This window comes from Burkholderia anthina (genome assembly GCF_902498995.1).
GTDB lineage: Bacteria > Pseudomonadota > Gammaproteobacteria > Burkholderiales > Burkholderiaceae > Burkholderia > Burkholderia anthina.
Genome location: NZ_CABVLY010000020.1, coordinates 1 through 19828 on the forward strand (window position 1 = coordinate 1; position 19828 = coordinate 19828).

Genomic DNA, 19828 nt, shown 5'->3' on the forward strand with positions numbered 1-19828 from the left:
CATGCTGCGCGCCGCGCTGCTGAAGATCGCGGCGGGCGTCGCGCCGCCGGACCTGACCGCGGCGTCCGGCGCGCTCGGCGCGGCGCTCGACCGGGCCTGACCCGCAGCGGGGCGCCTGCACGGCGGCAGCCCTTGTCGCGCGGGCCGGCAACACGCTGCCGACAGCGCCCGCGCGCGTGTTAGAGTGCCGTGTGATCCGCGCGCGTCGTTGCCAGCGTCGCGCGGCGTTGCTTGTTGATCGCGGCCCGGTCAGGTCGCGGCGTCTTTGCTAAAATTCAAACCATGTCAAAGCCTTCCGATCGCATCAATCTCACCAACCAGTTCCTGATCGCCATGCCGAACATGGCGGATCCGACGTTTTCGGGAACGGTGGTCTATCTTTGCGATCACAGCGAGCGCGGTGCGCTCGGCCTCGTCATCAATCGTCCCACCGACATCGATCTCGAATCGCTGTTCAACCGCATCGACCTGAAGCTCGACATCGAGCCGCTGCTGCACATTCCCGTGTACTTCGGCGGCCCGGTCCAGACCGAGCGCGGCTTCGTGCTGCACGAGCCGGTCGAGGGCGCGAACTACAACTCGTCGATGTCGGTCGACGGCGGGCTCGAAATGACGACGTCGAAGGACGTGCTCGAGGCGGTCGCGACGGGCACCGGCCCGAAACGTTTCCTGCTGACGCTCGGCCATGCGGGCTGGGGGGCAGGGCAGCTCGAGGAAGAGATTTCCCGCAACGGCTGGCTGACCGTGGCCGCCGATCCCCGCATCGTGTTCGACACGCCGGCCGAGGAGCGCTTCGAAGCCGCGCTCGGCCTGCTCGGCGTCAGCTCGTCGATGCTGTCCGGCGAAGCAGGGCACGCATGAGTGGCGCGAGCGCGCGCGATGCGACGCTCCTGGCGTTCGACTACGGCGAGAAACGGATCGGCGTCGCGATCGGCAATGCGCTGACGCGCTCGGCCCGGGCGCTCGTCGTGATTCCCAACCTGAATCGTGAGCACCGCTTCAACGCGGTCGGCGAACTGCTGGCCGAATGGCGGCCGGACGCGCTCGTCGTCGGGCTGCCGATGCATCCGGACGGCACGCCGCACGAGATGACGCAGCAGGCCAAGCGCTTCGGCAACCAGCTGAACGGCCGCTTCGGGCTGCCCGTCACGTGGGTCGACGAGCGCTATTCGTCGGTCGAGGCCGAGGCCGGGCTGCGCGAGCGCAACGTGCGCGGCCGCGCGCGGGCCGAGATCCTCGATGCGGAAGCCGCGCGCGTCATCCTTCAACAGTATCTCGATCAATTGTCCGACCATGAGCACCATTGATGCCGACGCGCTCTATCGCGTCCTGCTCGACCAGATCCGCGGCGCATACGGCACGGCCTTCGCCGAACCGGGCGGCCCGCGCCTCGCCGGCATTTACAGCGGCGGCGCATGGCTCGCCGAGCGCCTCGCGCGCGATCTCGGCGCGCCGGCGTTCGGCGTCGTGAACGTCGCGCTGCATCGCGACGACTACGCGAAGAAGGGGCTGCACAGCCAGGCGAGCCCGACGGCGCTGCCGTTCGAGGTCGACGGCGCGCGCATCGTGCTCGTCGACGACGTGCTGTACACCGGCCGCACGGTGCGCGCCGCGCTCAACGAGCTATTCGACTACGGCCGTCCGGCCGCGGTCGAGCTGGCGGTGCTCGCCGATCGCGGCGGCCGCGAGCTGCCGGTTGCCGCGCGCTTCGCGGGCGGCACGCTCGACGTGCCGGCCGATGCGACGCTCGTGCTCGCGCGCGACGAAGCCGCGCAGCTCACGCTGCATATCGAGGCCCACAGCGAGGCGCGCGGCGCCTGAGCGAATCGCGAAACCGTATCCCGGGCCGCCGGTTCACGCCGCGGCCCGTTTGCATAGTTGGAATCACGCACACCATGACCACCGACACCACTGGCCGCACCGGCAATCCCGCGACGGCCGCGAGCCCCGAGCGGTTCCGCTACGGTTTCCTGAAGGGCAACCCGCAGCTCACGAAAAACGGCGAGCTGAAACACCTGCTGTCGATCGAGGGGCTGCCGCGCTCGATCGTCAACCATATTCTCGATACGGCCGAGCAGTTCGTCAGCGTGACGGACCGCGAGGTGAAGAAGGTGCCGCTGTTGCGCGGCAAGTCGGTGTTCAACCTGTTCTTCGAGAACTCGACGCGCACGCGCACGACCTTCGAGATTGCCGCGACGCGCCTGTCGGCCGACGTGCTGAACCTGAACATCAATGCGTCGTCGACGAGCAAGGGCGAGTCGCTGCTCGACACGATCAACAACCTGTCGGCGATGCATGCCGACCTGTTCGTCGTGCGTCACGCGTCGAGCGGCGCACCGTACCTGATCGCCGAGCACTGCGCGCCGCACGTGCACGTGATCAACGCCGGCGACGGCCGCCATGCGCACCCGACGCAGGGCCTGCTCGACATGTACACGATCCGCCACTACAAGCGCGACTTCACGAAGCTGCGCGTGGCGATCGTCGGCGACATCCTGCATTCACGCGTCGCGCGCTCGGACATCCACGCGCTCACCACGCTCGGCGTGCCGGAAGTGCGTGCGATCGGCCCGCGCACGCTGCTGCCGGGCGGTCTCGAGCAGATGGGCGTGAAGGTGTTCCACAACCTCGACGAAGGGCTGAAGGGCGTCGACGTGATCATCATGCTGCGCCTGCAGAACGAGCGGATGAGCGGCGCGCTGCTGCCGTCCGCGCAGGAGTATTTCAAGACCTGGGGCCTGACGCCCGAGCGCCTCGCGCTCGCCGCGCCCGACGCGATCGTGATGCACCCGGGCCCGATGAACCGCGGCGTCGAGATCGATTCGCAGGTCGCCGACGGCCCGCAATCGGTGATCCTCAACCAGGTCACGTTCGGCATCGCCGTGCGGATGGCGGTGATGGGCATCGTCGCCGGCAACAGCGACTGAGCCCGCTTTCGCGCATCCTTGTTCAGGCATTCAACGCAATCAACGCATTCACAGACAGCGCATGAAGATTCATATCCAAGGCGGCACGCTGATCGACCCGGTCGCCGGCACCGAACGGCAGGCCGACGTATTCGTCGCGGACGGCAAGATCGCCGCGCTCGCGGCGGCCGGTACGGCGCCGGCCGGTTTCAACGCGGACAAGACGATCGACGCGGCGGGGCTGATCGTCGCCCCCGGCCTCGTCGACCTGTGCGCGCGGCTGCGCGAGCCGGGCTACGAGCACAAGGCGACGCTCGCGTCCGAGATGGCCGCGGCCGTCGCGGGCGGCGTCACGACCCTCGTGTGCCCGCCGGACACCGACCCCGTGCTCGACGAGCCGGGCCTCGTCGAAATGCTCAAGTTCCGCGCGCGCAACCTGCACCAGGCGAACGTGCATCCGCTCGGCGCGCTTACCGTCGGCCTCAAGGGCGAGGTGATCACCGAGATGGTCGCGCTGACCGAATCGGGCTGCGTCGGCTTCACGCATGCGAACGTGCCGGTGCGCGACACGCAGGTGCTGCTGCGCGCGCTGCAGTACGCGAGCACCTACGGCTACACGACGTGGCTGCGTCCGCTCGACGCGTTCATCGGCCGCGGCGGCGTTGCCGCGAGCGGCGCGCTCGCGTCGCGGCTCGGGCTGTCCGGCGTGCCGGTCGCCGCCGAGACGATCGCGCTGCACACCATCTTCGAACTGATGCGCGTGACGGGCGCGCGCGTGCACCTCGCACGCCTGTCGTCGGCGGCCGGTCTCGCGCTCGTGCGCGAGGCGAAGGCCGAAGGGCTGCCCGTGACGTGCGACGTCGGCGTGAATCACGTGCATCTGATCGACGTCGATATCGGCTACTTCGATTCGCAGTTCCGGCTCGACCCGCCGCTGCGCAGCGAGCGCGATCGCGAAGCGATCCGCGCGGCGCTCGCCGACGGCACGATCGATGCGATCTGCTCCGATCACACGCCGGTCGACGACGACGAGAAGCTGCTGCCGTTCGCCGAAGCGACGCCCGGCGCAACGGGCCTCGAACTGCTGCTGTCGCTCACCGTGAAGTGGGCCGACGAAACCGGCACGCCGCTCGCGCAGGCGCTGCGCCGCATCACGGCCGCACCGGCCGACGTGCTGCAGCTGCCGGCCGGCCGTCTCGCCGAAGGCAGCGTGGCCGACCTGTGCGTGTTCGACCCGCGCGCGCACTGGCGCGTGGAGCCGCGCGCGCTGAAGAGCCAGGGCCACAACTCGCCGTTCCTCGGCTACGAGCTGCCCGGCTGCGTGCGTGCGACGCTCGTGGCGGGGCAGGTCGCGTTCGAGCGCCACTGAACCACGCCGGATCTTCGCCATGATCGCTCTTCGCAAGCTGCGACTCGTTGTTCACCTGCTGCGCGGCATGGCGACCGTCGCGCTGTGCTTTTCGCGCGTGACGCCCGCGCGGCGCGCCGAGATGACGCGTCGCTGGTCGGTCAGGATGTTGCGGATCTGCGGGATGCGCATCGTCGTCCACAACGACGGTGCGCGGCTCGATGCGAGCGCGCTCGTGGTCGGCAATCACGTGTCGTGGCTCGATATCTACGCGATCAATGCGTGGCGGCCGACGCCGTTCGTGTCGAAGGCGGAGGTGCGGCAGTGGCCGGTCGTCGGCTGGCTCGCCGAGAAGCTCGATACCGTGTTCCTGCAGCGTGAAAAGCGCACCGAAGCGATGCGGATCATGCACGAGATGGCCGAGCGCCTGCGCCACGGCGGCTTGATGTGCGTGTTCCCGGAGGGCACGACGTCGGACGGGCAGGCGCTGCTGCCGTTCCATGCGAACCTGTTCCAGTCGGCTGTGTCGGCCGGCTGCGCGGTGCAGCCGGTCTGCCTGATGTACGAGGACGCGCAGCAGCGGCAGTCGGTCGCGCCGGCTTATACGGGCGACCTGTCGCTCGGGAAGTCGCTCGACATGGTGTTGCGCGGCGGCCCGCTGATCGTGCATCTGTACGTGTGCGATCCGATTCCGCCGGGCGGCGATCGCCGCACCACGTCCGCCGCCGCGCGCGACGCGATCGCGGCCGCGCTCGAGACGTTGCAGGCGAAGGTCGGCAAGCCGTCGCCCGAGTCGCTCGCGGAGCTGGAGGCGCATGCCTATCCGGCGACTGAAGTCGGCGCCGGTGCGCCGCACGACGCGGCGACCGACGAACCGGTGCCGGGGCGCGAGAGCTGAAGCGTCGTTGCGCAGCGCGAGCTGCGCGGGCTACTCGCCGCCCGGCGAGCGGCACGCTTCGCACTGCACCTGCGTGACCGTACGCTGTGCCGGATCGGCCGTCAGTCGCACGGCCGACAACTGATTCCCCCATACGCATCCCGAATCCAGCGCGACGACATTGTCGCGCAGCATCAGGCCGAGTGCGGCCCAGTGGCCGAACACGACCGTCACGTCCTGCGTGCGGCGACCGGGTACGTCGAACCACGGCAGGTAGCCGGGCGGCGCGCTGTCGGGGCCGCCATTCGCCTTGAACTCCATCGCACCGTCCGGCGTGCAGAACCGCAAGCGCGTGAATGCGTTGAACGCGACGCGCATCCGGTCGCGCTTCTTCAGATCCGGGCTCCATCGATTCGGCTCGTTGCCGTATAGCTGCCGCAGCGTGTCGCGCCAGTCGGGCGCGCGCAGTGCACGCTGCAGTTCGTCCGCGAGTTCGAGCGCGAGCGTGGCGTCCCATTGCGGCAGCACGCCTGCATGGACCATCAGCATTGCGTGTTCGAAGTGCGCGAACGGACGATGACGAACCCAGTCGAGCAGCGCGTCGGCATCGGGTGCGTCGAGGATCTCGCCGATGGTATCGCCCGGGCGTTCGGCACGAATGCCTGCGGATACCGCGAGCAGATGGAGATCGTGATTGCCGAGCACGACGGTCGCGCGCGGACCCAGGTCGACGAGCGCGCGCAGTGCGGCGAGCGAGCCCGGTCCGCGGTTGACGACGTCGCCCGCGATCCAGAAAGGCGTATCGGCCGGGGCTGAAAGCTCTTCGAACAGCGACTGGAAAGCAGAATGACAGCCTTGAATGTCGCCAATGGCGATGGGGGTGCGGGTCATGAGCGGAAAGTTGTTACAAAACCTATTGCCGAGTGAAAAGCGGGCATGGCGGCAGGGCAGCCGTATGTGCCGTCGTCTGACAGTTTAACCTATTGATTTGGCAAGAAGTTTTGATGGGTCTTCGGGTTCGGAGCACTGTTTCAAGTTGTTAGCGGCATGGCTTTTGCGCAATACCGCTTCCTATAATCGACGCTTCCTTAACAAAATTAGCATTTCATGACTTTGGCGATCTCGGTGAACAGTTAGAATTCCCGCCTTGAGTGACGCGCAAGCTGGCGTCGTCGCTTTCAGAATCTGTGGCGGCACGTGCTCGAGGCCTGCCGTGTATGACTTAAGGGAGCCTCATGATCCTGGTGACGGGCGGCGCGGGTTTTATCGGTGCCAACTTCGTACTCGACTGGCTGCGTCGATCCGACGAAGCCGTGCTCAATGTCGACAAGTTGACCTATGCGGGCAACCTCCGCACGCTGCAGTCGCTCGACGGGAGTCCGAAGCACGTGTTCGCGCGTGTCGATATTTGCGACGGCGCCGCGCTGCGCGCGCTGTTCGACGAACACCAGCCGCGCGCCGTCGTGCATTTCGCCGCCGAGAGTCATGTCGATCGCTCGATCCACGGCCCGGCCGATTTTGTTCAGACCAATGTCGTCGGTACCTTTACGCTGCTCGAAGCCGCCCGCGCGTACTGGAACGATCTCGATGCCGCGGGCAAGAGCGCGTTCCGCTTCCTGCACGTTTCCACCGACGAAGTGTTCGGTTCGCTGTCGTCGACCGATCCGCAGTTCTCCGAAACGACGCCGTATGCGCCCAACAGCCCGTACTCGGCGACGAAGGCCGGTTCCGATCATCTCGTGCGCGCCTATCATCACACGTACGGCATGCCGACGCTGACCACGAACTGCTCGAACAACTACGGTCCGTACCAGTTCCCCGAGAAGCTGATTCCGCTGATGATCGCGAACGCGCTCGCCGGCAAGTCGCTGCCCGTGTACGGCGACGGCCAGAACGTGCGCGACTGGCTGTACGTCGGCGACCACTGCAGCGCGATTCGCGAAGTGCTCGCGCGCGGCGAACTCGGCGAAACGTACAACGTCGGCGGCTGGAACGAGAAGAAGAACCTCGAGGTCGTGCACACGCTGTGCGACCTGCTCGACCAGGCGCGTCCGAAGGCAGCCGGTTCGTATCGCGACCAGATCACCTATGTGACGGACCGTCCCGGCCACGATCGCCGCTACGCAATCGATGCGCGCAAGCTCGAGCGCGAACTCGGCTGGAAGCCCGCCGAGACGTTCGAGACCGGCCTCGCGAAGACGGTCGACTGGTATCTCGGCAACCAGGGCTGGGTCGACGAAGTCTTGTCCGGCGAGTACCGGAAGTGGGTCGAGACGAACTATGCGCAGCGCGCTTGAGGACTGACGTCATGGCACGTAAAGGCATCGTTCTCGCGGGCGGCTCCGGCACCCGGCTGTATCCGATCACGCATGCAGTGTCGAAGCAGTTGCTGCCGGTGTACGACAAGCCGATGATTTATTACCCGCTGTCGACGCTGATGATCGCCGGCATCCGCGACGTACTGATCGTCTCGACACCGCAGGACACGCCGCGCTTCGAATCGATGCTCGGCGACGGCAGCCAGTGGGGGATGAACATCCGGTACGCGGTGCAACCGTCGCCGGATGGTCTCGCGCAGGCGTTCACGATCGGCCGCGATTTCGTCGGCAACGATCCGTCGGCGCTGATCCTCGGCGACAACATTTTCTACGGGCACGATCTCGCGAAGCAGCTCGAGCGCGCGGACGCACAGGACGCGGGCGCGACGGTGTTCGCGTATCACGTGCACGATCCGGAGCGTTACGGCGTCGTCGAGTTCGACGACGAATTCCGCGCGCTGTCGATCGAGGAGAAGCCGGCGAAACCGCGTTCGCACTACGCCGTCACCGGTCTCTACTTCTACGACAACCGCGTGTGCGACATCGCGGCCGACATCAAGCCGTCGCCGCGCGGCGAACTCGAAATCACCGACGTCAATTCGCGCTATCTCGCGGACGGCGCGCTGAACGTCGAGATCATGGGGCGCGGTTATGCATGGCTCGACACCGGCACGCACGATTCGCTGATCGAGGCGGCAGGCTTTATCGCGACGCTGCAGAAGCGGCAGGGGCTCATGGTCGCGTGTCCCGAGGAGATTGCGTACCGCAAGCGCTGGATCGACGAAGAGCAAGTGCTGAAGCTTGCGCAACCGCTGTCGAAGAATGCTTACGGGCAGTATCTCCGGAACCTTCTGACGAATCAGGTCGCATGGCTATCCAGGTAACGGCAACGGCGCTTCCTGAAGTCAGGATCATCGAGCCGAAGGTGTTCGGCGACGCGCGCGGCTACTTCTACGAGAGCTTCAACGGCCGCGAATTCGCGGAACTCGTCGAAACCGGCGTCGAATTCGTGCAGGACAACCATTCGCGTTCGGCGAAGGGCGTGCTGCGCGGGCTGCATTACCAGATCGAACACGCGCAGGGCAAACTCGTGCGCGTGGTCGAGGGCGAAGTGTTCGACGTCGCGGTCGACATCCGGCGCAGTTCGCCGAATTTCGGCAAGTGGGTCGGCGTGACGCTGTCGGCCGACAACCATCGTCAGCTGTGGGTGCCGCCCGGCTTCGCGCACGGCTTCGTGGTGCTGTCGGAGGCGGCGCAGTTCCTGTACAAGACGACCGACTACTGGTTTCCCGAGCACGAGCGCAGCATTGTGTGGAACGATCCGGAGATCGGCATTCAATGGCCGTTCGACGGCGAGCCGGTGCTGGCGGCGAAGGATGCGGCGGGCAAGCCGCTGAACGAGGCCGAAGTCTATGCGTGACGGCGGCCATCGTCAGCCGACGATCCTCGTGACGGGGGTGAACGGCCAGATCGGATTCGAGTTGCTGCGCACGCTGCAGGGGCTCGGCCGCGTGGTGCCGTGCGACAGGTCGATGCTCGACCTGTCCGATCTCGATCGCGTGCGGGCCGTCGTGCGCGAGCTGAAACCGTCGCTGATCGTGAACCCGGCCGCGTATACCGCGGTGGACAAGGCCGAGACCGACATCGACGCGGCACGGCGGCTGAATGCCGACGTGCCGAGCGTGTTCGCGGAAGAACTGGCGCGTATCGACGGCACGCAGGCGCGCCCGTACACGGAAAGCGATGCGACGAATCCCGTGAACGTGTATGGCGCGACGAAGCTGGAAGGCGAGCAGGCGATCGCGGCCGCCGGCTGCGCGCATCTGATTCTGCGCACGAGCTGGGTGTACGGCCGGCGCGGCAGGAATTTCCTGCAGACGATGCTCAAGCTCGGCGCCGAGCGCCAGGCGTTGAACATCGTCGCCGATCAGGTCGGTGCACCGACCTGGGCGAACACCATTGCCGCAGCTACGGCACACATCGTCGCGCAGGGCGCGGCGGCAGCCGACGCGCACTGGTGGGCGCGTTGCACGGGCATCTATCACCTCGCGTCGGCCGGTGCGACTTCGTGGTGCGGCTTTGCCGACGCGATCTTCGCGACCGCGATGGCCGGATGCACGCCGACGGTTGCGCCGATCGCGTCGAGCGACTACCCGACGCCGGCGAAGCGACCGGCCAATTCGAGGCTGGCGCTGGACAAGCTGACCGGGACGTTTGGTCTGCGGATGCCGGACTGGCGCGATGCGCTGCAACTGTGTCTGACCGGGTGATTCAAGGGTTGGGGGTGTACGACGGGCGCGGGCTGGGCGGTTTTGCCGCGACTCTCATTTTCGATTGGTGACAATGCATACGGATCCGGTTTATTTCCTTCATATTCCCAAAACGGGGGGATCGTCGCTCATTTCTTTCCTCGAGGATCAGTACGACAGGGAAGACGTGTGCCCGGCGCAGGTCCTCGAGGAACTGTTCGCGCTGCCGCGGGAATCCGTTGACAGGTACCGGCTGTTTCGCGGGCATCACTGGCACGGCATCGAGTCGTTCGTCGGACGAAACCTGACCCACCTCACGATGCTGCGGGATCCGGTGCAGCGAACGGTGTCGTGGTATCTGCATGCGCAGCGCCACGACGATACGTATCGTCATCGGCGGATGAACGACGAGAAGTGGTCGTTGCTGGATTTCGTTCGGGATCCTGAAACGAACTGGGACATCGTCAATACGCAGACCCTCTTTCTCGCGGCCGACTTCGACTACGAGAAGCTGATGCGCGATCCGATCGGCTACGGTCGCGAGGCGGTCAAGGAATACGCATCGCGCCGGCACGACCGGACGTTGCTCGACCGCGCGAAAAAGCGGCTCGAATCGTTCGCGTTCTTCGGTATCACCGAGCGCATGCGCGATTCGATGAACCTGCTCGCCTATTCGATGAACTTCTGTCCGAGGTTCGCGACGCCGCGGCTCAACACGTCGTCGGACCGGCCGGTCATGCACGGGCTGTCGTTCGAGGAAGTCGACGCGATCAACGAACTGACCGCCCTGGACCAGGAACTCTATGCGTGGGGTTGCGCACTGTTCGAGGAGCGTCATGGCGATATGGTTCGCGCGTTGCTGATCGAGCGTTTCGAACAATCGGACACGTTGCGCAAGAATTCCTGGCATGCGCCGCTTTCGGCGCAGGCAAAGGCCGGAATCGCGGTGACGGTGCTCGACGCGCCGTCGACGGTTGCCGCGGGCGCGTCGTTTTCGGTGCGCGTTCGCTTGTCCAACCGGTCGAACTTTCAACTGGCCAGCCGTGCGCCGACTCCGGTGCACGCGTCGTATCACTGGCTCGACCGCGCGCGCTCGCAGGTCGTGGTGTTCGACGGCGAACGAACGAGGCTGAAGGCCTCCATGATGCCGGGCGAGGCGCAAGATCTGCAGGTGTCGGTCGTGGCGCCGGCCGCGGCCGGGCGCTACGTGCTGCGGCTGACCCTGGTTCAGGAAGGCGTCGCGTGGCTCGACGACGGTCAGTCGGGTGCATTCGGCGATGTCGAGGTGACCGTCCGGTAAGGCCCGTTCGACGGGTACGGCGCTTTTGTCGCCGCCGGCGCAAGCCGGGCCGCCCGATCGCCCGGCGCAGGCATCCGGGCCTTGCGTGGCGGCGGTTCCCGGCGCCCGGCCGGTTCCGAAGGCGGCAGTTCGCCAGCTATAATTCCGGCTTGGTCCGGCCGGTCGCGACCGGCCGGCAGGCACGCCGGTGGTGGTTTGATGTAAGTGGCGAAGGTGTTTGCTTCGCCAGCGGATACTAAATCTGGAGTGAATGTGATGTTAATCCCCGTCATCCTGTCCGGTGGTGCCGGCACGCGGCTTTGGCCCGTCTCCCGCGAAGGGCACCCCAAGCCGTTCATGAAGCTTGCCGACGGCGAGAGCCTGCTGCTGAAGACGTACCGACGGGCAGCCGCGGCGGTCGGCCAAGATGCCGAGTCCGCATGCGCGGAACTGCTGACGGTCACGAACCGCGACTACTACTTCATGAGCAAGGACGAGTTCGTCTGCGCGGCGCTCGGCGATCAGCAATCCGGCGTATTCATGCTCGAGCCGTCCGGCCGGAACACGGCGCCCGCCGTCGCGATGGCGGCGCACCACGTGGCGGAAAAGCACGGGCGCGATGCGCTGATGCTGGTGCTCGCGGCCGATCATCTGGTGCAGGATCAGCAAGGATTCTCCGCAGCCGTTGCAAGCGCGGTCGAACTGGCGAAGCAGGGCAAGCTGGTGACGTTCGGTATCGTGCCGACGTGCCCGGATACCGGCTTCGGCTATATCGAGGCCGGCGAGCAGATCGGCAACGGCCGGGTCGTGCAGCGCTTCGTCGAGAAGCCCGATGCGGCGAAGGCCGCCGAATACCTGGCGACGGGCAATTATCTGTGGAATTCCGGCATGTTCTGCTTCGCGGCGGGCGCCATTCTCGACGAGATGGCCCGTCACGCGCCGGACGTCGCGGCGGCTGCCGAAGCATGCTGGGCGTCGCTGCAAGCCGACAAGGCAACCGCGCAGATGCTCGAGATTCCGGCCGAATCGTTCCAGAAGATGCCCGACATTTCGATCGACTACGCGGTGATGGAGCGCTCGTCGAACGTCGCGGTGGTGCCGTCCAGCTTCGGCTGGAGCGACATCGGCTCCTGGGGTGCGGTGCGCGACCTGGTGGCGCCGGATCAGGACAGCAACCGTGTCGTCGGCGATGCGATCTTCGTCGATAGCCACAATACCTACGTGCAAAGCCCGGATCGCGTGGTCGCGGCAGTCGGCGTGGCCGATCTGATGATCATCGATACGCCGGACGCGTTGCTGGTCGCGCATCCCGATCGCGCGCAGGACGTGAAGCAGGTCGTCGCCCGGCTGAAGAAGCGCAATCACGATGCGTACAAGCTGCATCGCACCGTGAGCCGGCCGTGGGGCACCTACACGGTGCTGGAGGAAGGGCCGCGCTTCAAGATCAAGCGCATCGAGGTCAAGCCGGGCGCGAGCCTGAGCCTGCAGATGCACCATCACCGCAGCGAGCACTGGATCGTCGTGTCGGGGATGGCCAAGGTCGTCAACGGTGACCGCGAAATCTTCGTGCGCACCAACGAGTCCACCTACATCCCGGCCGGGCACAAGCATCGCCTCGAGAATCCGGGCGTGCTGGATCTCGTGATGATCGAGGTGCAGAGCGGCGAATACCTTGGGGAAGACGACATCGTTCGTTTCCAAGATGTGTACGGGCGGGCTTGATGCTGGGCATGCTGAGAGCCCTGTGGGCGTATCGCGGCTTCATCCTGGGAAGCGTCAAGCGGGAATTCCAGTCCAAGTACCGTAATTCCCTGCTGGGCGCCGCGTGGACGGTCCTCAACCCGCTCGCGATGATCGTCGTCTATACGGTGATTTTTTCGCGGGTGATGCATGCCCGGCTGCCGGGCGTCGACAGCGGCTTCGCGTACAGCATTCACCTGTGCGCGGGCGTGCTGCCGTGGGGGATGTTCGTCGAGATCGTCAGTCGCGCGCAGAACGCGTTCATCGAGAACGCCAACCTGATCAAGAAGCTGAATTTTCCCCGGCTGTGCCTGCCGGTGATCGTGGTGGCGAACTCGCTGATCAACTTCGCGATCGTGTTCGGGCTGTTCGTGGTGTTCCTGCTGGTCACCGGCAACTTTCCCGGCGTGGTGTTCGTGGCCGTCATTCCGCTGCTGATCGTGCTGACGCTGTTCGCGATCGGTCTCGGGATCACGCTCGGCGTGCTGAACGTGTTCTTCCGCGACGTCGGGCAGTTCTTCAACATCGTGCTGAATTTCTGGTTCTGGCTGACGCCGATCGTCTATTCGGTCGACATCCTGCCCAAGCAGATCCAGGCCGGGATGCAGTTCAACCCGATGGCATCGCTGGTCGAGTCGTTCCAGGTCGTGATGATGCAGGCCAGGTGGCCCGACTGGTCGCAGCTCTGGTTCGTGACGGCGCTGGGCGTCGGCCTGTGCCTGCTCGGCTTCAGCCTGTTCCGCAAGCATGCGGGCGAAATGGTGGATGAACTCTGATGGGCACCATTACCGTTACCAATCTGGGCAAGGCCTACAAGCAGTATCCGACGCGCTGGTCGCGTCTCGTCGAATGGATGGACCCGCGCCGCAAGCCGCATCACACGCTGCACTGGGTGCTGCGCGACGTGAGCTTCTCGGTGAAGGCCGGCGAGGCGCTGGGCATCATCGGCATCAACGGCGCGGGCAAGAGCACGCTGCTGAAGATGATCGTCGGGACCACGCAGCCGAGCGTCGGCAGCGTGACCATGACCGGCCGCGTTGCCGCGCTGCTGGAGCTCGGGATGGGGTTTCACCCGGACTTCACCGGGCGCCAGAACGTGATGATGGCCGGGCAGCTGCTCGGCTATTCCGTCGACGAGCTGCTCGCGCTGATGCCGGAAATCGAGGCGTTCGCCGAAATCGGCGAATACATCGACCAGCCGGTGCGCGTGTATTCGAGCGGCATGCAGGTGCGTCTGGCGTTCAGCGTCGCGACCGCGCGCCGGCCCGACGTGCTGATCGTCGACGAGGCGCTGTCGGTCGGCGATGCGTATTTCCAGCACAAGAGCTTCGACCGGATCCGCGAGTTCCGCAAACTGGGCACGACGCTGCTGATCGTCGCGCACGACAAGGCGGCGATCCAGGCGATCTGCGATCACGCGATCCTGCTGAATGCGGGACGGCTGGAGATGCAAGGGCCGCCGGAAGTGGTCATGGACTACTACAACGCGATGCTGGCCGACCGCAAGGATCACGAGGTCCGGCAGGAGAAGCTCGAGAGCGGCGCGGTGCAGACGGTGTCCGGCACCGGCGAGGCCGTGATCGACGCAGTCGAGCTGCTGGACGAGTCCGGTCAGCCTATCGAGGTTGCGGGCGTCGGGCAGCCGGTCGCATTGTGCGTCAAGGTCCGGTGCGTGGAGGCGATCCCCGAGCTGGTGGTCGGCTACATGATCAAGGACCGGCTCGGGCAGACGGTGTTCGGCACGAACACGTATCACTTGAAGCAGGTGCTGGTCGGTCTCGATGCGGGACAGACGATCGAGTTGCGCTTTGAATTCACGGCCAATCTCGGCGTCGGCAGTTATTCGGTCGCGGTCGCGCTGCATACGGGCGACGCCCATCTTGCCAACAACTACCAGTGGCGCGATCGCGCGCTGGTGTTCAACGTCGTCAACATCAAAATGCAAGACTTTGTCGGCGTAGCCTGGTTGCCGACGACGGTGCGGAGCTTGCCATAGTGGATAGTTTTTATCGTGCGTTTGAAGATCGGTATCGGGGATCGCGCAAGCTGATCAAAAGCCGGCTGACGAACTACTCGCCCTTCTTTCAGCCGCTCGCGGCACGTTATCCGGGCGGGAAGACCTTCGACCTGGGGTGCGGCCGCGGCGAGTGGCTCGAGCTGATGGTCGAGGCCGGCTTCGAACCGATGGGGGTCGATCTCGACGCGGACATGCTGGAAGCCTGTCGCGAGCGCGGGCTGCCGGTTCAGCAGGGCGATGCGATCGCGTATCTCGCGTCGCTCGAATCGGATAGCCACGCGCTGATCTCGGCGTTTCACGTCGTCGAACACGTGAGCTTCGAGCAGCTGGGTGTGATCGTCGCCGAAGCGCTGCGCGTGCTGAAGCCGGGCGGCCTGCTGATTCTCGAGACGCCGAATCCGGAAAACATCTCGGTGGCGACGACCAATTTCTACATGGATCCGTCGCACCAGAAGCCGATTCCGCCGCTGTTGCTGTCGTTCGTCGCCGAGCATGCGGGCTTCGATCGCGTGAAGGTGGTTCGTCTGCAGGAATCGCCGGAGCTGCGCGATGCCGCGACACCGGTTCAGTTCCTCGACATCGTGCGCGGCGCGAGCCCCGACTATGCGATCGTCGCGCAGAAGAACGTGGAATCGACCGAGGGCGCGTTCGACGAAGCGTTCGGCGCGGAATACGGGCTGACGATCGATACGCTGATCCAGCGTTACGAAACCCGCCTGACGTCGAACGTTTCGCAGATCGGCGGTCGCGTGCAGCAGATGGGTGCGCGGCTTCAATCCATCGAAGGTCAACTGCGGCTCGCGGAAGGGCGGCTGCAGCTCGCCGAGGATCGTAGCAGGTTCGCCGAAGAACAGCGCGTGCTGGCGGAGCAAGTGCTGCGCGAGGTTGAAGCGCGCGCGCAGCATGCCGAGGAACTGGCCAGGCTGGCCAGCTCGCGGGTCGTCGATACGCAACTGCTGCATGTCGAGGATCGGTGCCGGCAGCTCGAGGCGCAGCTCGCACTGGCCGAGAGCAAGCTGCACGAGGCCGAGGCGCGTGCGCAGCACGAGCAGGCCGTGGCCCAGCAGACCCATGCGCATTTGCAGGCCGTCTATCGGAGCACGTCGTGGCGCGTCACCGCGCCGCTGCGGTGGGTGAGCCTCGGCCTGCGCGGCAAGGGACTCGGGCCGCTCAAGCGGGCCGTGAAGCAGCAGGTGAAGCGGGTGGTGCGCTACGCGTACCGGCAGCCCGTGCTGCGCCGGCTCACGGTGGCCGTGCTCAATCGCGTGCCGGGCCTGAAGGCGCGTCTCGTGCCGTACGTGGCGGCCGCAGCGGCCAGCCAGCCCGTCGGCACCGCGTCGACGCATATCCGTATCGACAATCTGGACGCGCATGCGAATCGCATTCACGCGAGCCTGGTCGCTGAATTCGACCGGCTGAAGCAGGAGAAGAACTGATGCGCATTGTTATCGACATGCAGGGTGCGCAGACAGAAAGCCGATTCCGCGGAATCGGCCGCTACGTACTGGGTTTTGCGAAGGGCGTCGCGCGCGTGCGCGGCGAGCACGAGGTCGTACTGGTCCTGAACGGCATGCTGCGCGAATCGATTGAAGCGATTCGCGCGGAGTTCGAGGGGCTGCTGCCCCAGGAAAACATTCGCGTCTGGCAAGCGATCGGACCGGTCGAGGAAGTGATCGACGACAACGTCACGCGCCGGGAAATCGCGGAGCTGAGCTGGGAGTCCTTCCTCGCGAGCCTGCGGCCGGACGTCGTGCACGTCGGCAGCCTGTTCGAAGGCGTGACGGGCTACGGCGTATCCAGCGTCGACCAGCTCGATCACGCAACGCCGGTCAGCGTGACGCTGCACGATCTCATTCCGCTCGTGCATGCGAAGCGATATCTCGACCCGCACCCGGTCACCTCGCGGCACTACTACCGGAAGATCGGCTATTTGCAGAAGGCGGCGCTGCTGCTCGCGAACTCCGAGTTTTCGCGGCAGGAAGGCATCGAGTATCTGGACTATCCGGCCGAGCGGATCATCGCGGTGTCGTCGGCCATCGAGGATTCGTTCAAGCCGATCTCCGTCGATGCGGCCGAGGCCGACCGGCTGCGCCGGCAATTCGGGATCAACGCATCGTTCCTGCTGTACACGGGCGGTGCGGACGAGCGCAAGAACCTGCCGCGACTGATCGAGGCGTACTCGCAGCTGTCCGGCACGCTGCGTGCGAAGGTGCAGTTGGTGTTCGTGGGCAAGATCCCGGAATCCGTCAAGGCCGAGCTCTACAAGCACGCGGCACAGTTCGGCGTCGGAGAGTCCGAACTGAAGTTCACGGGCTTCGTCAGCGATGCGGATCTGCACGCGCTATACGCGATCTGCGACGCGTTCGTCTTCCCGTCGTGGCACGAAGGATTCGGTTTGCCGGTGCTCGAGGCGATGGCGTGCGGTGCGCCCGTCATCTGCGCGCACGCGGGCAGCCTGCCGGAAGTCATGGGCTGGCAGGATGCGATGTTCGACCCGATGGATGTGCCGGCGATGTCGCGCAAGCTGGCCGAGGTGCTGGAGGATCCGGCGTTCCGCCAGAAGCTGCGCGAGCATGGCCTCGTGCAGTCCGGCAAATTTTCGTGGGACGCGGTGGGCCGCCGGGCGTTCGCCGAATGGGAAAAGCTCGCTGCGCCGCCCCGGCCATCGTGGCTCGAGCAGTCCCGTTCCCAGGAGCGCCTGATCGAACTGGTGGCGGCCAAAGCCGCCCGGTCGGCGGATCGCAACATGCTGGTTCCGCTCGCGGCATGCCTCGCGCAGAACGAGAAGACGGGCTATGTCCGGCAGATCCTGGTCGACGTGTCGGAGTTCTGCCAGAACGATGCGGGCACCGGCGTGCAGCGGGTCGTCCGCAACTACCTCGACTGCCTGCTCAAGCATCCGCCGGCAGGGTATCGCGTCGAGCCCGTCTATGCGACGCTGACCCACGGGTATCGGTATGCACGCCGCTTTACCCAGAAGTTCCTCGGCGCACCAGTGGACGAATCGATTCGCGACAGCGACGTGCAATGGCAGCGCGGCGACGTGTTCCTCGGTCTCGACATGCAGCACTCCGTGCAGATCGCGCAGGCGGCCTTCTATCAGAAGCTTCGGCAGCAGGGCGTGTGCGTGAAGTTCCTGGTCTACGACCTGCTGCCCATCGAGTTCCCGGAGTATTTCTTCGACGCGAACCTGAAGACGATGCACGAACGGCTGCTGGCCGTGATGGCCACGACGGACGGCACGATCTGCATTTCCAAGGCGACTTCCGACGCGCTGCTCGCGTGGATTCGCGACAAGAACATCCCGACGTCGCCGAACTTCAGCAGCACGTGGGCGCACATCGGCGTCGATTTCCCGGACGTGGTCGAAGGCGGGCTGCCGCCTGACGCCGCGACGGTGATCGCCGCGATGCAGCGCTGCCCGAGCTTCCTGTGCGTGTCGACCATCGAGCCGCGCAAGAACCAGGCGCAGGTGCTGGAGGCGGTCGAGGCGTTGTGGGCGGCAGGGCAGGACGTCTGCCTGACCTTCGTCGGGCGCCTGGGATGGAAGATGGACGCGCTCGCGGACAAGATGCGCAAGCATCCGGAGTTCGGCAAGCGTCTGTTCTGGCTTGCCGGCGTCGACGACAACTACCTGGTCAGCCTGTACAAGGCGGCCAGCGGGCTGGTCGCCGCCAGCGTCAACGAGGGTTTCGGCCTGTCGCTGATCGAAGCCGCGTACTACGGGCTGCCCGTCATCGCGCGGGACATTCCCGTGTTCCGCGAGGTGGCCGGCGACGGCGCCTATTATTTCGGCGGGAATTCGGCCGGCGAACTGGGCACGGCGCTCGCGGCATGGCTCGAACTGTACCGGCTCGGCCAGCATCCGAAGCCGACCAGCATTTCGTGGCTGAACTGGGAAGACAGCACGGCGCTGCTCGCGTCGCGGCTTCTGGACGGCGTATCGAACACGCGCCAGTTGCTCGTCGATATTTCCGAGCTGGTGCAGCGCGATGCGCGCAGCGGCATCCAGCGCGTCGTGCGCAGCATTCTTCGGGAGTGGGTGCTGCAGCCGCCCGCAGGCTATCGTATCGAGCCGGTGTATGCGACTGCCGACCAGCCGTATCGCTACGCGAGAACGTATATGGCCCGCTTCCTCGGGAAGGAAGACGATTCGCTGACCGACGACCCGATCGAATACGGCCCCGGCGACGTGTTCCTCGGGCTCGATCTCGCGCCGGCGGTCGTGCCGCATTACGCGGGCTTCTATCAGAACCTGCGCGAGCAGGGCGTGCGGGTCAAGTTCGTCGTCTACGATCTGCTGCCGCTACGGGACAACCATTTCGAGCAGCACGTCGTCGACCACTTCGTGCGCTGGCTGGACGTCGTCGCCGAAAGCGACGGTGCGCTGTGCATTTCGAAGGCGGTCGCCGATGAATTCGAGGACTGGATGGCCGGGCGCAAGATCGCGCGGCAGCGTCCGTTCGCGTTGGACTGGTTCCATCTGGGTTCCGATATTGCGAACTCGGTTCCGACCACCGGCATGCCGAAAAACGCGGCGAGCGTGCTGGACGCACTGGCGGCGCGTGCCAGCTTCCTGATGGTGGGCACGCTGGAGCCGCGCAAGGGCCACGCACAGGTGCTGGAGGCTTTCGAGCAGTTGTGGGCGGCCGGCGTCGACGCCAATCTCGTGATTGTCGGCAAGCAAGGCTGGATGATGGACAATCTGGCGAACCGGCTGCGGTCCCACACGGAACGGGACCGCCGGCTGTTCTGGCTGGAGAGCATCAGCGACGAGTTTCTCGAGAAGGTGTATGCAGCGAGCGGTTGCCTGATCGCGGCGTCCACCGGCGAGGGGTTCGGGTTGCCGCTGATCGAGGCGGCTCAGCACGGCGTGCCGATCCTGGCGCGCGACCTTCCGGTCTTCCGCGAGGTGGCTGGCGAGCACGCAGCGTATTTCACGGCAAACGACGCGTCCGCGCTGGCCGGTGCGATTCGCGAGTGGCTGGCCGGGAAGGCGGCGGGCACCATTCCGGTGTCGACCGGCATGCCGTTCCTGTCGTGGCGGCAGAGCGCGGCGATGCTGACCGAAAAAATATAGGGTCGGGGTGAGTC

The 19828-nt window shown here is 65.7% G+C and carries 17 protein-coding genes; 16 read left to right on the plus strand and 1 reads right to left on the minus strand.

Annotated features, from left to right (window positions below; all coding sequences use genetic code 11):
* Nucleotides 1-282: 282 nt before the first annotated feature.
* The 6 genes from BME24068_RS23530 to BME24068_RS23555 all read left to right on the plus strand — a co-directional run bounded on the left by BME24068_RS23530 (nt 283) and on the right by BME24068_RS23555 (nt 5152).
* The gene (locus BME24068_RS23530) at nt 283-861 is read left to right on the plus strand and encodes a YqgE/AlgH family protein (protein WP_034187262.1); all 579 of its coding nucleotides are present in this window, start codon (nt 283-285) and stop codon (nt 859-861) included.
* Nucleotides 858-1307 (plus strand): Holliday junction resolvase RuvX, encoded by a 450-nt coding sequence (gene ruvX, locus BME24068_RS23535; RefSeq protein ID WP_096503379.1) that lies wholly within the window; start codon nt 858-860, stop codon nt 1305-1307. Before BME24068_RS23530 ends, ruvX begins: the two co-directional genes overlap by 4 nt.
* The gene (gene pyrR, locus BME24068_RS23540; protein WP_096503381.1) at nt 1294-1821 is read left to right on the plus strand and encodes a bifunctional pyr operon transcriptional regulator/uracil phosphoribosyltransferase PyrR; all 528 of its coding nucleotides are present in this window, start codon (nt 1294-1296) and stop codon (nt 1819-1821) included. The genes ruvX and pyrR overlap by 14 nt, the downstream gene beginning before the upstream one ends.
* Before the next feature lie 74 nt (nt 1822-1895).
* Nucleotides 1896-2927: an aspartate carbamoyltransferase catalytic subunit gene (locus BME24068_RS23545; protein WP_096503383.1), complete on the plus strand. Its 1032-nt coding sequence runs from the start codon at nt 1896-1898 to the stop codon at nt 2925-2927.
* 61 nt (nt 2928-2988) lie between these two features.
* On the plus strand, nt 2989-4275 hold the full coding sequence (locus BME24068_RS23550) for a dihydroorotase (RefSeq protein WP_174927570.1): 1287 nt from the start codon (nt 2989-2991) through the stop codon (nt 4273-4275).
* A 19-nt stretch (nt 4276-4294) separates the two neighbouring features.
* Nucleotides 4295-5152 (plus strand): lysophospholipid acyltransferase family protein, encoded by an 858-nt coding sequence (locus tag BME24068_RS23555; RefSeq protein WP_174927571.1) that lies wholly within the window; start codon nt 4295-4297, stop codon nt 5150-5152.
* Between the two features lie 30 nt (nt 5153-5182).
* Here the strand turns inward: BME24068_RS23555 and BME24068_RS23560 are convergent, their stop codons facing one another.
* Nucleotides 5183-6022: a symmetrical bis(5'-nucleosyl)-tetraphosphatase gene (locus BME24068_RS23560; RefSeq protein ID WP_174927572.1), complete on the minus strand. Its 840-nt coding sequence runs from the start codon at nt 6020-6022 to the stop codon at nt 5183-5185.
* A gap of 344 nt (nt 6023-6366) precedes the next feature.
* Here BME24068_RS23560 and rfbB point away from each other — a divergent pair, with 344 nt between their 5' ends.
* From rfbB to BME24068_RS23610, 10 genes are all read left to right on the plus strand, one after another.
* A complete protein-coding gene (gene rfbB, locus BME24068_RS23565; protein ID WP_174927573.1) occupies nt 6367-7428 on the plus strand; it encodes a dTDP-glucose 4,6-dehydratase in 1062 nt (353 codons plus the stop codon).
* A gap of 11 nt (nt 7429-7439) precedes the next feature.
* Nucleotides 7440-8333 carry a glucose-1-phosphate thymidylyltransferase RfbA gene (gene rfbA / locus BME24068_RS23570; RefSeq protein ID WP_174927574.1) on the plus strand — a complete coding sequence of 298 codons (894 nt, stop codon included), beginning with the start codon at nt 7440-7442 and terminating at the stop codon, nt 8331-8333.
* Nucleotides 8318-8869, plus strand: coding sequence for a dTDP-4-dehydrorhamnose 3,5-epimerase (rfbC, locus tag BME24068_RS23575; protein ID WP_174927575.1), 552 nt, complete (start codon nt 8318-8320; stop codon nt 8867-8869). Before rfbA ends, rfbC begins: the two co-directional genes overlap by 16 nt.
* Entirely contained in the window at nt 8862-9719 is an 858-nt protein-coding gene (gene rfbD, locus BME24068_RS23580; protein ID WP_174927576.1) for a dTDP-4-dehydrorhamnose reductase, read from the plus strand. The genes rfbC and rfbD overlap by 8 nt, the downstream gene beginning before the upstream one ends.
* A gap of 73 nt (nt 9720-9792) precedes the next feature.
* Entirely contained in the window at nt 9793-10998 is a 1206-nt protein-coding gene (locus BME24068_RS23585; protein WP_174927577.1) for a sulfotransferase family 2 domain-containing protein, read from the plus strand.
* Between the two features lie 255 nt (nt 10999-11253).
* Nucleotides 11254-12699, plus strand: coding sequence for a mannose-1-phosphate guanylyltransferase/mannose-6-phosphate isomerase (locus BME24068_RS23590; protein ID WP_174927578.1), 1446 nt, complete (start codon nt 11254-11256; stop codon nt 12697-12699).
* Nucleotides 12699-13493 (plus strand): ABC transporter permease, encoded by a 795-nt coding sequence (locus tag BME24068_RS23595; protein WP_096503403.1) that lies wholly within the window; start codon nt 12699-12701, stop codon nt 13491-13493. Before BME24068_RS23590 ends, BME24068_RS23595 begins: the two co-directional genes overlap by 1 nt.
* Nucleotides 13493-14713, plus strand: a complete 1221-nt coding sequence (locus tag BME24068_RS23600; RefSeq protein WP_174927579.1) for an ABC transporter ATP-binding protein — start codon at nt 13493-13495, stop codon at nt 14711-14713. The genes BME24068_RS23595 and BME24068_RS23600 overlap by 1 nt, the downstream gene beginning before the upstream one ends.
* A complete protein-coding gene (locus BME24068_RS23605; protein WP_096503407.1) occupies nt 14713-16170 on the plus strand; it encodes a class I SAM-dependent methyltransferase in 1458 nt (485 codons plus the stop codon). Before BME24068_RS23600 ends, BME24068_RS23605 begins: the two co-directional genes overlap by 1 nt.
* Nucleotides 16170-19814 (plus strand): glycosyltransferase family 4 protein, encoded by a 3645-nt coding sequence (locus BME24068_RS23610; RefSeq protein WP_174927580.1) that lies wholly within the window; start codon nt 16170-16172, stop codon nt 19812-19814. The genes BME24068_RS23605 and BME24068_RS23610 overlap by 1 nt, the downstream gene beginning before the upstream one ends.
* Nucleotides 19815-19828: the final 14 nt, after the last annotated feature.